Annotated in this window: 10 protein-coding genes; 7 read left to right on the forward strand and 3 right to left on the reverse strand. The window is 52.9% G+C overall.

The window, feature by feature from the left end; genetic code table 11:
• Nucleotides 1-56 precede the first annotated feature (56 nt).
• Together gorA and QN378_RS06215 are read left to right on the forward strand one after the other, a co-directional pair.
• Nucleotides 57-1,415 carry a glutathione-disulfide reductase gene (gorA, locus tag QN378_RS06210; protein ID WP_322203439.1) on the forward strand — a complete coding sequence of 453 codons (1,359 nt, stop codon included), beginning with the start codon at nucleotides 57-59 and terminating at the stop codon, nucleotides 1,413-1,415.
• Between the two features lie 85 nt (nucleotides 1,416-1,500).
• Nucleotides 1,501-5,121: a GAF domain-containing protein gene (locus tag QN378_RS06215; RefSeq protein WP_322203441.1), complete on the forward strand. Its 3,621-nt coding sequence runs from the start codon at nucleotides 1,501-1,503 to the stop codon at nucleotides 5,119-5,121.
• Between the two features lie 37 nt (nucleotides 5,122-5,158).
• On the opposite strand, the gene QN378_RS06220 is transcribed toward QN378_RS06215, so the two are convergent.
• A complete protein-coding gene (locus QN378_RS06220; protein ID WP_322203443.1) occupies nucleotides 5,159-6,133 on the reverse strand; it encodes a DNA-binding protein in 975 nt (324 codons plus the stop codon).
• 175 nt (nucleotides 6,134-6,308) lie between these two features.
• Between QN378_RS06220 and QN378_RS06225 the strand changes: the two genes are divergently transcribed.
• The 4 genes from QN378_RS06225 (at nucleotide 6,309) to QN378_RS06240 (ending at nucleotide 10,318) form a co-directional block, all read left to right on the forward strand.
• Entirely contained in the window at nucleotides 6,309-7,268 is a 960-nt protein-coding gene (locus QN378_RS06225; protein WP_322203445.1) for a site-specific integrase, read from the forward strand.
• Nucleotides 7,269-7,368: 100 nt separating this feature from the next.
• A complete protein-coding gene (ahpC, locus tag QN378_RS06230; protein ID WP_322203447.1) occupies nucleotides 7,369-7,932 on the forward strand; it encodes an alkyl hydroperoxide reductase subunit C in 564 nt (187 codons plus the stop codon).
• Nucleotides 7,933-8,067: 135 nt separating this feature from the next.
• Entirely contained in the window at nucleotides 8,068-9,630 is a 1,563-nt protein-coding gene (gene ahpF, locus QN378_RS06235) for an alkyl hydroperoxide reductase subunit F (protein ID WP_323546201.1), read from the forward strand.
• Between the two features lie 166 nt (nucleotides 9,631-9,796).
• Nucleotides 9,797-10,318 (forward strand): DUF3833 domain-containing protein, encoded by a 522-nt coding sequence (locus tag QN378_RS06240; RefSeq protein WP_322203451.1) that lies wholly within the window; start codon nucleotides 9,797-9,799, stop codon nucleotides 10,316-10,318.
• A gap of 76 nt (nucleotides 10,319-10,394) precedes the next feature.
• Here the strand turns inward: QN378_RS06240 and gloA are convergent, their stop codons facing one another.
• Nucleotides 10,395-10,916: a lactoylglutathione lyase gene (gene gloA / locus QN378_RS06245; RefSeq protein WP_322203453.1), complete on the reverse strand. Its 522-nt coding sequence runs from the start codon at nucleotides 10,914-10,916 to the stop codon at nucleotides 10,395-10,397.
• Nucleotides 10,917-11,082: 166 nt separating this feature from the next.
• Here gloA and QN378_RS06250 point away from each other — a divergent pair, with 166 nt between their 5' ends.
• On the forward strand, nucleotides 11,083-11,634 hold the full coding sequence (locus QN378_RS06250; RefSeq protein WP_322203455.1) for a DUF4946 domain-containing protein: 552 nt from the start codon (nucleotides 11,083-11,085) through the stop codon (nucleotides 11,632-11,634).
• A gap of 542 nt (nucleotides 11,635-12,176) precedes the next feature.
• Here QN378_RS06250 and QN378_RS06255 read toward each other — a convergent pair.
• Complete coding sequence (locus QN378_RS06255; protein WP_322203457.1) at nucleotides 12,177-12,539, reverse strand: histone-like nucleoid-structuring protein, MvaT/MvaU family; 363 nt, start codon at nucleotides 12,537-12,539, stop codon at nucleotides 12,177-12,179.
• Nucleotides 12,540-12,902: the final 363 nt, after the last annotated feature.

A 12,902-nucleotide genomic window follows, 5' to 3' on the forward strand; every position in this document is an offset into this window, starting at 1 on the left:
GGCGCTGACCCAACTCGCCGAAGCGGTTATGCTGTGTGCCTGATAAGGAGACAGCAATGGCCTACGACTTCGACCTTTTTGTAATTGGTGCCGGTTCCGGCGGTGTAAGGGCTGCACGTTTTGCTGCGGGTTATGGTGCACGAGTGGCGATTGCTGAGAGCCGCTACTTGGGAGGCACGTGTGTCAACGTCGGTTGCGTGCCGAAAAAATTTCTAGTTTACGGGGCGCATTTCTCCGAGGACTTCGAACACGCCAAAAGTTACGGCTGGTCTGCCGGTGAGGCTGAATTCGATTGGTCAACCCTGATCAGCAACAAAGATCGTGAGATTCACCGTCTCAATGAAATTTATCGAAGTCTGTTGACCAACAGCGGCGTTACCTTGTACGAAGGACACGCCAAACTAGTCGATCCACACCGGGTCGAGATCAACGGTCAAACGTACAGTGCTGAACATATTTTGATTGCGACCGGCGGCTGGCCGCAGGTGCCGGAATTTCCTGGTAGCGATTTGGCAATTACATCCCAGGATGCGTTTTTTCTCAACAAACTCCCTAAACGTATTGTGGTCGTCGGTGGCGGCTACATTGCTGTGGAGTTTGCGTCGATCTTCCATGGCTTGGGGGCTGACGTGACCCAGTTGTATCGCGGCGAACTGTTCTTGCGCGGTTTTGATGGCGCTGTTCGCGTTCATCTGAAAGAGGAGCTGGTGAAGCGCGGTATTGATCTGCAATTCAATTCTGATATTGAGCGTATCGACCAAAATGAAGATGGCGCTTTGCGCGTCACGCTTAAAGACGGACGCCTGCTGACTACCGACTGCGTGTTCTACGCGACAGGTCGTCGTCCGATGCTGGATAACCTTGGCCTCGAAAACGTCAAGGTAAAACTGAACAAAGCTGGGTACATCGAGGTTGATGAGCTTTATCAGACCAGCGAACCCTCTATCTTGGCGCTTGGTGACATCATCGGCGGTGTGCAACTGACTCCCGTGGCACTGGCTGAAGGCACCGCGTTGGCGCGTCGACTGTTTAAGCCTGAGCAGTATCGCCCGGTAGACTACCGTCATATCCCAACGGCAGTTTTCAGCCTGCCGAACATAGGTACTGTGGGGTTGACCGAAGAAGACGCTAAGAAAGCTGGTCACACGGTGGTGGTATTCGAAAGCCGCTTCCGCCCCATGAAGTTGTCGCTTACCCAGGATCAAGAGCGCACGCTGATGAAGTTGGTGGTCGATGCTGATACAGATCGGGTGCTCGGTTGTCACATGGTCGGGCCCGAGGCGGGGGAAATCATCCAAGGATTGGCCATTGCGTTGAAAGCGGGTGCAACCAAGCAGATTTTCGACGACACCATTGGCGTGCACCCAACTGCAGCCGAGGAATTTGTCACGCTACGTACACCTGTAGGCGGCTGACCTTCAGTGACCAGCAGGGCGTCACTTGATCGCCAGGGAAGGGGTCGAGGTATATCCAGAAATTTTCAGGACGCGGACACATTTCTTGAACAATCACAACGTTTCGACGTCAACGCCCTGGTGCGAGCAGGATCGGCTTGCCGCCCTTGCTCGACTGGACATACTTGACACTCCCCCAGAGCTGACGTTTGAAGAGCTTGCCAGCCTCGCCGCGTATCTATGTGACGCACCTATGGCGCAAATCAACCTGATCGACATTGATCGGCAATGGTCCCTTGCGCAGTTTGGTTTGGCCGAGGGTGATCAACCCCTTGAATATTCGTTGTGTGCCCATGCCATACGGCAGCCTGATGGGATGATCATTGATGATTTGGCGGCCGACCCACGGTTCGCCACTCATCCGCAGGTTGTTGGAGGTGCTCGGTTACGATTTTATGCCAGCGCGTTGTTGATGTCGCTCGACGGTCCTTTGGGCGCGTTGTGCGTGCTTGATGTGCATCCTCGGCACCTGTCCAAGCGCCAGGTAGCCGCATTGGCAACTTTAGCGAACCAGGTCGTCAGTCAGCTAGAGTTGCGTCGTGCATTGGTGGCTCAGCGCGAAAGCGAGGCTCGGCACCGCCAGCAACAGGCGCGTCAGGCGTTTTTACTGCAACTTAGCGACCGACTGCACGACGCAGTTCGCGCTGAGGACGTCGTATTTAATCTTGGGGATAGTCTGGGGTCTACTCTTGAAATTCAGCGCATAGGCCATGGCCGTTTCGACGCACATGGCGTGTTGACCATCCAAAGCGAGTGGTTGGGAAGCCCTGCACGCAGCAGTCGTGGCGTTCATCAAATCGACGAATATGGCAAAGATTTGTTGGGGCGCTTGACTCAAGGTGAGTTGATCGCTGTCGAGGACGTGACTACTGATCCCCATACATCCGGCTCCTCTCAGCGATACGCCGACTATAACGTACGCAGTATTTTGATTGCGCCCCTGAGCGACGATCAGGGTTTCAATGCACTGCTGTATATAAGCTCCGAGGCACCTAGACGGTGGTCAAGCGAAGACATCGCGCTGGTTCGCGAGGTGGTGGAGCGCACTCAGGCGGCGGATGAAAGCGCTAAAGCGCGTAACGCACTTCTAGAGGCCGAACAGCGCGTCAAGTTAGCCAACTCCATCGCTGCCGTAGGTGTCTGGGAGTACACCATTAGCCGTAATCAATTGCATTTTGATAGCCAGACACGATTGATTGCCGAGATGTCGCCCGAGCAACTTAATCCAACCGTCGAGGATTTTCTTGTCGCCGTCCAGGCCGAAGATAGAAGCGTATTGGTTCAGGCGGTAGCGCAAGCGTTGAGCGATCGCTCAACCGGTGAGATCAGCCTGGACTTTCGGGTCCGTCCACGTGTCAGCGGCCTACCAAGCTGGCTAACCATACGGGGGCGCCGGATGCAGGAGCGCGATGGTACGGTCCGTTTGATTGGCACTGCACGGGACATAACGCTTGAACGCAACGGTGAAGAGAATCTGCGTCGAATCAACGCGGTGCTGGAAAGCCAGATCGTTGAGCGCGCACGTGCCGAGCGCTTCCAGGCAGCTTTATTGATCTTGGGTGATCAGCTGCGAGAAAAAACCGGCTGTACAGAGATTAGACAAGCAGCCGCCAGAGTTCTAGGTATGACTTTGGGAATTGAACGAGTTGCATTTGCCACTGTGAGCCTTGAGCAAGAAAGCATCGTAATCAAGCGCGATTGGGTACTGGATGAAATTCCAAGCCTCGTTGGCGTATACAGCCTCAACAATTTTGGTCCGCTATTTCAGACGCTGCGCCGGGGTGAAGGCCTGGTCATCAACGATACTTTACTTGATGCGCGCACGGCCCTGGGCGGTAGCGAGTTGCAGGCCAGAGGCATGCGAACGCTGATCAATATTCCGCTACTCGAACAGGGCGTAATCACCACTCTGTTGATGCTGCAGGGTCTAAAACCAAGGATATGGAGCGACGAAGAAGTCAGCTTTGTTCGCGATGTCGCTGAGCGAAGTTGGATCGCCATGGAACGATCACGTGCCGAGCGGGCGCTGCGCGAAAGCGAGCTACAATTTCGTACCTTGGCCGACAATATGAGCCAGCTGGCCTGGACAGCTGAGCCTTGCGGAAAAATATATTGGTACAACAAACGTTGGTATGACTACACCGGCATGTCGCTGGAAGCCATGCTGGCTTTGGGATGGCGTTCGGTTCTTGATCCTGCACACTTCGACCGAATTACTGCACGGGCCAAGCATTGTTTCGCGACCGGTTCGGTTTGGGACGATACGTTTTCATTGCGTGGTAAAGACGGAAACTACAGCTGGTTTCTATCCCGTGCCTTACCCATCCGCGATGGTTTGGGTAACGTCACCCATTGGCTGGGCACTCACACTGACATCACCGCACAGGTCAATGCTGAAGAGGCTCTGCGTGAGCTGAACGACAGCCTTGAGCGACGGGTAGCAGAGCGAACCCGCGAAATGGTTACGATCAACGAGCTGCTGCAAGTGGAAATGTCCGAGCGTGAAAGCGCGGAGGAGGCGTTGCGTCATGCGCAAAAAATGGACGCCATCGGCCAGCTCACGGGCGGAATTGCGCATGACTTCAATAACATGCTCACCGGTGTGCTCGGCGCGCTGGATTTGATTCAGCGGCGCGTCGCAGCAGGGCGCGTCGCAGAGGTGGACCGATATATCAATGCCGCGATGACCTCAGCTAATCGCGCCGCCTCATTGACACACCGCTTGCTCGCCTTTGCCAGGCGCCAGTCGCTTAACCCTCAAGCGGTGGACGTGAACGAGATGGTGATGTCCATGGAGGAGTTGTTGCGCCGCACGTTAGGCGAGAGCATCGAGTTGTGCATTGATCTTCAGCCGCGCTTGTGGCAAGCCAATACTGATGAGCATCAGTTGGAAAGCGCGTTGTTGAACCTGGTGATCAATGCCCGTGACGCTATGCCCGAGGGAGGCCGTCTGATGGTCAGCTCTGCGGTCGTTCACGTTGACACTCAACGAGAAGCCATGGCTCCAGGTGAGTATGTACTGCTCAGCGTCGAAGACAGCGGTTTTGGCATGTCGGCAGAGGTGATCCGGCGTGCGTTTGATCCTTTCTTCACCACCAAGCCGATTGGGCAAGGCACGGGCCTGGGGCTTTCAATGGTCTACGGATTCGTTAAGCAGACCGGCGGCCATGTCCAGATCGATAGCGTGGTTCAGCAGGGTACTCGGATTCAGCTGTATCTTCCGCGCCACCATGAGCAGGCAGCGGATCCTATCGCTGAGCCCGAGAGCCTCGGTGCTCCTAGGGCAGTGAAGGGGGAGCAGGTGCTGGTAGTGGAAGACGAGGTTGCGGTGCGCCTGCTGGTGATCGACGTGCTGCGCGAGCTCGGCTATTCGACATTAGAAGCTGGTGACAGCAAGACTGCGCTGCCAGTGCTACAAAGCTCAGAGCGTATCGATCTGCTCATTAGCGATGTAGGCTTACCCGGGTTAAACGGTCGTCAATTGGCAGAGATCGCCCGGCAATTCCGTCCAGATCTGCCAGTGCTGTTCATGACTGGTTACGCGCGAAACGCTGAAGTGAGAGCTGAGTTTCTCGACCCCGGAATGGATATGCTGACCAAACCTTTTAACGTTGATGAACTGGCGCTGAAGGTGCGCTTGATGATCGGAGATGGACAACCGGAGTGACCTTGTGGGCGCCGGCTCAGGCCGATTTCAGTCTTTTCTATGTTTTTATGGTTGACGAGGCCTCAAAGGCCAGCTGGGTTTTGATCAACTCCAGGCGCAGTATTTGCTGACTCTGTGCATGTTCCTCCAGCGTTTGCTTAAGGGCAGCGCTTTCGCTCTGCGCCGAACTCAAGCGCTCTTGCAGCAACGCGCACTGGGTGTGGGCGAGTTGATATCTTTCGTCGAGTCCAATCGCGTCGTGAGTCATTTTTTTTAGCTGTTGCTGGTGCGTTTTCAGCTCACGCAAGCTGCTGCGGCTTTCGCTCAATAAGCGCTCATTGTCTCGATTGAGCTGAGTAAGTTCTTCCTGCCGTACGATCGCGACCTGCTGTGCTTGGCGTAACTCCATCTGCACTTGCTGCAGCTGTCCTTCGTGGCGCCGCTGCTCCTGTTCGCGCTGTTCCTTTATTGAATTGCGGTAGTGCTCAAGTGCATCGCGGGCATGGATATGCTTGTCTTCTAACGAGCGAATTTGTCCGTCTTTGTCTTGCAAACGTACATTTAGATCTTGCTGCGCCTGCTCCAAGCGAGCGTTTGATGTTTGCTGGGCCTGCAAAGCACCGCGAGTGGCGTCTACCACAAGTTTTTTTGCCGCCAGATCAGTATTCAGCACGTCGAGTTGTTGCTGCTGTGCGCTTGCATGCAACTGAGTCCTTGCCAATTCCTCTGACAAGGTTTGCAATTTTTCGTCAAAGGCCGTCTGCGCGAGATCGATACGATCCTGAGCGTGTTCCTGAAGTCGCTGAGCGAGGCGGCTCACCAGTTCCGTCAATTCAGTGCCAATCTCGGCAGCGGGTACAGCATTTCTGAATTCGTGCTCCTCCAATTCCTTTAAGCACCGGTGAATCGTGGTTTTCGAGCCGGTGTTGCCCATCTCGATACGCACGGCGTCGATGCTCGGATTTTCCCCGCGAGCCAGTAACGCTAGGCGCGCCGTTTGAACTAGCGCTTTATTGACCCCACCCCTTGCCATGCCGTACTCCTACTATTTCATACCGTGGTACGTACACTGTAATTACATACTAAAATATTAACAATGGTTTCCATTAATAAGAGGAAATACACATGGGATATTGGGGTATTATCCCGTGTCATTAATTAAAATAGTGTTTCAGCTTGGGTTCAGTACACAAAAGGGTGAGTTCGGCATGAATGAACTGGATCGCTACTTAGCCGCTGCCACACGCGACAACACACGGCGTAGCTACCGAGCGGCTGTTGAGCATTTTGAAGTGACCTGGGGAGGGTTTCTGCCTGCGACCAGCGACAGCGTTGCTCGTTACTTGGTCGCCTTCGCGGGAGTGCTTTCGATCAATACGTTGAAACTGCGCTTGTCAGCGCTCGCGCAATGGCACAGCAGTCAAGGATTTCCGGACCCGACCAAAGCGCCAATGGTGCGCAAAGTATTGAAAGGCATCCGGGCCCTGCATCCCGCACAGGAAAAACAAGCTGAGCCTTTGCAGTTGCAGCATTTAGAGCAAGTGATCGCCAGACTTGATCTGGAGGGTGTGCAGGCGGAGTCAAAGGGCGATCAGCCTACGTCATTGCGCTGCCGTCGTGATGCGGCATTAATTCTGTTGGGTTTTTGGCGGGGCTTTCGCAGTGATGAGCTGTGCCGCCTAGACATCGACAACGTTCAAGCTATCGCAGGGTCGGGCATTACCCTGTACTTGCCTCGCAGTAAAAGTGATCGCGAAAACCTCGGTAAAACCTATCAAACGCCTGCGCTCCTGCGCCTCTGTCCGGTTCAAGCGTATATCGAATGGATAAAATGCTCGGCGCTGGTGCATGGGCCTGTGTTCAGAGCTGTTGATCGCTGGGGTAATCTTGGAAGAGAAGGCTTGCACGCGAATAGCATTATCCCGCTGCTGCGTCAGGCGCTGGAGCGAGCAGGACTTCCTGCCGAACAATTTACCAGTCATTCACTGCGCAGGGGCTTCGCCACTTGGGCCCACCAAAGCGGCTGGGACTTAAAATCGTTGATGGCGTATGTCGGTTGGAAGGATATGAAATCAGCGTTGCGCTACATCGAAGCCGCCCCGTTTTCGGCAATGAATGAAACCCTACATCTGTCACAGATTTCTTCTATTAATACAGATCTCTTATAGTGAAAGGTAATCAGCAGCATGAGCTTTGCCAATGAGCTCATCTCGCTGTTTAGCGTAAGATCCGCCCATTAGTTTTTCCCAACCCTCCGGAGATTTATCGATGCCTATCATCAACAGCCACGTCAAACCATTTAAAGCCACGGCGTTCGCAAACAACGAGTTCGTTGAAGTCTCGGAAGCCAACCTCAAAGGCAAATGGTCTGTCGTTTTCTTCTACCCGGCTGACTTCACCTTCGTTTGCCCTACCGAACTGGGCGACCTGGCTGACAACTACGCTGAGTTCAAGAAATTGGGCGTTGAAATTTATGGTGTGTCTACCGACACCCACTTTGCTCACAAAGCCTGGCACGACACCTCCGACGTGATCGGTAAAGTTAAGTTTCCACTGATTGGTGACCCGACTCACGTGATTTCCCGCAACTTCGACGTGTTGATTGAAGAAGCAGGTCTAGCTGACCGTGGCACTTTCGTAATCAACCCAGAAGGTCAGATTAAAATTGTTGAATTGAATGATGGCGGCGTTGGCCGTGACGCTTCTGAGCTGTTGCGTAAAGTTAAAGCCGCTCAATACGTCGCTGCCCACCCAGGCGAAGTGTGCCCAGCTAAATGGAAAGAAGGCGAAGCCACTCTGGCCCCGTCTCTGGACCTGGTTGGCAAGATCTAAGTCGATATGCGTCGGCTGGGGGCCATGGGCTCTGCTTCCAAGCATTAAGTAATCCGCATCGCCCCCAAAAAACGCCCGGGCGACCATCGCTCGGGCGTTGTTTTTTCTACCGAATGAAGAAAAGGAAATCGCGCCATGTTGGACGCCAATCTTAATACCCAGTTGAAATCGTACCTGGAGCGGGTGACCCGTCCAATCGAGATCGTTGCGTCCCTTGATGACGGCGCGAAATCCCAAGAAATGCTGGAGCTACTTAAAGAAGTAGCCAGCCTTTCGAGCTTTATTACGCTTAAAGACGACGGCTCTGATGTGCGCACCCCATCGTTCTCGTTAGACAGCCCGGGACAAAATATCAGCCTGCGTTTCGCCGGCATCCCCATGGGTCACGAATTTACATCTTTGGTGCTGGCGCTACTGCAAGTGGGTGGCTACCCCTCTAAAGCCAGCGCGGACGCCATTGAACAGGCGAAATTGCTTAAGGGTGATTTCACCTTTGAAACTTACTTTTCTCAGTCCTGCCAGAACTGCCCAGACGTCGTTCAGGCAATAAACCTGATGGCAGTGCTCAACCCGGGCATCAAGCATGTCGCCATCGACGGCGCGCTATTTCAGGCTGAAGTGACTGACCGTCAGATCATGTCAGTGCCTAGCGTCTACCTCAACGGCGAGCTGTTCGGCCAAGGCCGCATGGGTCTGGAAGAAATTCTGGCCAAAATAGACACCAGTGCCGGTGATCGCCAGGCAGAAAAGCTCAACGCTAAAGAAGCATTTGATGTGCTGGTAGTCGGCGGCGGCCCGGCAGGTTCGGCCGCTGCGATTTACGCGGCACGTAAAGGTATTCGCACCGGCGTCGCGGCAGAGCGTTTTGGTGGTCAAGTGCTCGACACCATGGCCATCGAAAACTTCATCTCTGTTCAGCACACCGAAGGCCCTCAACTGGCCGTAGCACTTGAAGAACACGTCAAACAATACGAAGTCGATATCATGAATCTGCAGCGCGCAGACCAATTGATTCCAGGCAAGGCGGGCGAGCTACACGAAGTGAAATTCGCCAACGGAGCCTCACTCAAAGCCCGTACAGTGATCATTGCCACCGGTGCACGATGGCGCGAAATGAACGTGCCGGGCGAGCAGCAATACCGGAACAAGGGTGTTGCGTATTGCCCGCATTGCGACGGTCCGTTGTTCAAGGGCAAGCGCGTTGCTGTCATCGGTGGCGGCAACTCTGGCGTTGAAGCAGCGATCGACTTGGCCGGTATCGTCAAACACGTAACCTTGCTGGAATTCGACGTGCAACTGCGCGCCGATGCGGTATTGCAGCGTAAATTGTTGAGCCTGCCCAACGTGACGGTAATCACCAATGCGCAAACTACTGAAGCGCTGGGCGATGGCCAGAAAATTAACGGCTTGCGTTACAAGAATCGCTTGAACGGCGAAGAAGTTTCCGTCGATCTGGAAGGCATCTTTGTGCAAATCGGCTTGCTACCCAATACCGATTGGCTCAAAGGCACCATTGAGTTATCACCGCGAGGCGAAATTATTGTGGATTCCCGTGGCGAGACCTCGATCCCCGGCATCTTCGCCGCTGGTGACGCCACCACCGTTCCGTTCAAGCAGATCATTATTGCCTTGGGCGAGGGTGCAAAAGCGTCCCTTAGTGCGTTTGATCACCTGATCCGTACGTCAGCGCCAGCGTAAGCCAGGGTTACAACTGAGAGACATAAAAGCCGGGATCTGATTCAGATTCCGGCTTTTTTTGGTCTCTTGTAACTATCCGAGCATCGATTTGCTAAACCTGAGGTCGAAATTTGGTTGCACCCGAAACCTTGTGCGTTTAACGGGGCAGCTTTCACGAGGAAATCACATGTTGAAATCAATTGTATTGGCGTTGTCTCTTGGGCTGGCCGGTTGTGGTGGCGTTCAAGTGTCTCAATATAGCCAGCAGACGCCGAAGCTCGACTTGCGCGATTATTTTTCGGGGCAGGTGCTAGCGTCAGGTATTTTTCAAAAACGCTCCGGTGAGGTGATCAAGCGCTTTCATGTGGTAATAGATAGCCACAGCGAAGGTGACGCGCTCATCATGCATGAGACTTTCAATTACAGCGACGGCACAAAACAGACCCGTGTCTGGACCTTGCGCCCGGATGGTCCAGGACACTGGCGTGGCACCGCAAGTGATGTGGTCGGCGAAGCATTCGGTGAGGTTTCGGGCAATACGTTCCATTGGAACTACGTGCTAAACCTGCCAGTGGATGGCAAAACCTATGAAGTTCGTTTCGATGATTGGATGTACATGCTCGATAATAAAACCTTGGCCAACCGTTCCTACATGAGCAAGCTGGGTGTCGAGCTGGGGCAGGTGACGCTGTTCTTTACCAAGCAATAACGACTCGAACAGCGCTTCTACAATTTAAATACCTATGAGTCGGTAGGCGCTGTGCTGCTGGACGCGGGGAGGCCTATCACAGCGGCGTGGGTTGAATGATTTCAACCCAGTAGCCGTCTGGGTCTTTGATGAATGCGAGGCTGTTCATACGTCCGTCGGCCAGACGTTTTTGAAAAGGCACACCAAGGTTTTCAAAACGTTCGCAGGCTACGTGGACATCGGGGACCGAGATGCAGATGTGCCCAAAGCCGCGTGGATCGGCGTTACCGTTGTGATAGACGACGGCCGGATCGCTCTCGGTCCCGTGGTTATGGGTCAGTTCCAGAATCCCGGGGATAGATTTCATCCACTGGTTACGCACGGTGCTGTCGGCGGGAATCAATGCTTTATCGACCAATGCCAGAAAGTACAAGCTGAATTCGGCTTCTAGAAAATCTCGCTTTTCCACCAGGCTAAAACCTAGCACTCGAGTATAGAAGTCCAATGAGGCGGTGATGTCCTTGACCCTCAGCATGGTGTGGTTGAACACAAAACCTTGTGTCACGGCTTCCGGTACGGCGGTAACGCCGGCAAAGGTGTTCAATTCGTGCAAGCTCATGGGAATCTCCGATTTAAATGGTCGTGCAACTACTAAAGAATAATGGTCAGAACAATCAGCGCCAACCCTAAAGGCGAGAAGCGTTGATTAAATCGGAACCAAAGCCTTGTTCCGAAAGGAGGACAGGCTCAAACTTTCCGGTTCAATCGTTCTGGTGATACCAATCATGATCTACCCGCAATGCAAGTCATCGTTGATAAGCCTGAGCCTGCTGCTAGCCGTCAGCAGCGCTCACGCGGCAGATGCGATGGTGACTTGGCCTGCTGACTGGAAAGTTGAGCCACTGCCCGCGACAACCGCAGCCGAAGGACAGCCATCGGTTCAAATGAGACAGCGAGCGGTGAAGAATGATCAAAATGGAAATCCGATCATGGTTATGGAGCTCACCCAAACTCGACTTCAGCCTGGACATGAAGTGAATATTCAGAGCGTATTGATGGAAATGCGTAAAGCGATACAGATTAACTTCGCTCGTGATGGCTTCCAAAGCGTGTGCAGCAAAGTCCATGAAGGCACCCTTAGCGCACTGCCTACGCTAGAGACTACCTGCAGCATTACCCAGAACGGCGGTCATGTCATGACTCAGACATTGGTCGCGACGGCAACCAGGGACACCGCGTGGTCGTTATCATATGCGGGGTCTGCCGACGGCTATGCGTCTACCAAAGAGGAGGTGCAGCACATTCGTGACAGCCTTCGATTAGTAGTTAAGCAATAAGCTTGTAGTGATGAGGGCGGGGTAAGTGTTTAAGGGCTACGCCAAACAATAGGCAAAAATACGCCCGCCGAAGCGGGCATTGGGGCGCTAATCCTTTAGCAGCCTTTATCCTGAAAGAATCGATGTGAAAAATATGTGAAGAAATAGTGTTCCCGACTAATGGAAACGCTGCGAGTAGAGACTGCATTCATATGAGTTGAAAAATCCCGTATCTGCCTTCCGGCAAATTATACTGAATGCAACCTGCTAACATTGAAACGCCACTAGTTTGGCTCAGATTGAGTATCTAAGCAGCCCATTCATCTGAAGCCACTGTTTTACCTTCTTGATCGTGGAAACATGATGAGATGTTAACTATTATAATTACGGAATAGTCTCGATTGCCTGTAAGAAATTTCACCCTTGCAAGATCATGACTGTTTTTTTAATCTAGCGATTCTTTTCTGTCAGAACGCTGAACGGATTAGTTAATAGTGCGCGAGTAACATTGACAGGCATTAAAAAGCCCTGCTAGGCAGGGCTTTTTAAGTACCGCTGATTGATCAGGCTCGAAGCCATGAATCTACAGCGTCAACGCCGTATTGCTCTTTCCAGGACTTCAAGCCGCGGTGATTACCACCTTTAGTTTCGATCAGTTCACCGGTGTGCGGGTTCTGATAAACCTTTACGACTCGAGCCCTGCGGCGTTTGATTCCCGCTGGAGCGGCCTGTGGAAGCGAGCTCTTCGGGTCGAGAATGGCGACGATGTCGCGCAGGCTCTTGCTGTAGGTGCTCATCAAACCCTGAAGCTTTTGTTCGAATTCAATCTCCTTCTTTAGTCCGGCGTCATTCTTCAAAGTCTCCAGCTGAGCAAGCTGTTCTTGAAGGGCTTTTTCTGCTGCGCGAAACTCGGCAAGTCTGGACAAATATGTTTACTCCGGCAGTGTAGTTGGCTGATTTTAGCCTGACAAAGCGATAAGAAAAAACGTCTAGCCGATTCGATCCTTCAGTTCTCTACCCAACCCCCCAAAGCGTTTTTGTCGGGGGACGAAACTAACGATTTGCTGTCAATTACGTTTGGTGAAAGGGGAAGTTGGTACCAGCGACGGACAAATGATGCACTTTTTTTTCGAGTTAGAAAATAGTCTTATGCAATTGATTAGAGTAAAGGGAAATTTACATTAAACCGGCGGTCGCGATTTCTGTGATATTTGGAGAAGCAGGTTGTAAGTAATTTCCGCGATTAGACTTTCAGTAGAAACCATAAGTGCCCCCTGCAGGCACCTATT

The organism is Pseudomonas sp. 10S5 (assembly GCF_035019745.1).
GTDB lineage: Bacteria > Pseudomonadota > Gammaproteobacteria > Pseudomonadales > Pseudomonadaceae > Aquipseudomonas.

Coding starts and splice junctions, on each gene's coding strand:
- gorA (WP_322203439.1), top strand. CDS start 57: ATGGCCTACGACTTCGACCTTTTTGTAATTGGTGCCGGTTCCGGCGGT.
- QN378_RS06220 (WP_322203443.1), bottom strand. CDS start 6,133: ATGGCAAGGGGTGGGGTCAATAAAGCGCTAGTTCAAACGGCGCGCCTA.
- QN378_RS06225 (WP_322203445.1), top strand. CDS start 6,309: ATGAATGAACTGGATCGCTACTTAGCCGCTGCCACACGCGACAACACA.
- ahpC (WP_322203447.1), top strand. CDS start 7,369: ATGCCTATCATCAACAGCCACGTCAAACCATTTAAAGCCACGGCGTTC.
- ahpF (WP_323546201.1), top strand. CDS start 8,068: ATGTTGGACGCCAATCTTAATACCCAGTTGAAATCGTACCTGGAGCGG.
- QN378_RS06240 (WP_322203451.1), top strand. CDS start 9,797: ATGTTGAAATCAATTGTATTGGCGTTGTCTCTTGGGCTGGCCGGTTGT.
- gloA (WP_322203453.1), bottom strand. CDS start 10,916: ATGAGCTTGCACGAATTGAACACCTTTGCCGGCGTTACCGCCGTACCG.
- QN378_RS06250 (WP_322203455.1), top strand. CDS start 11,083: ATGATCTACCCGCAATGCAAGTCATCGTTGATAAGCCTGAGCCTGCTG.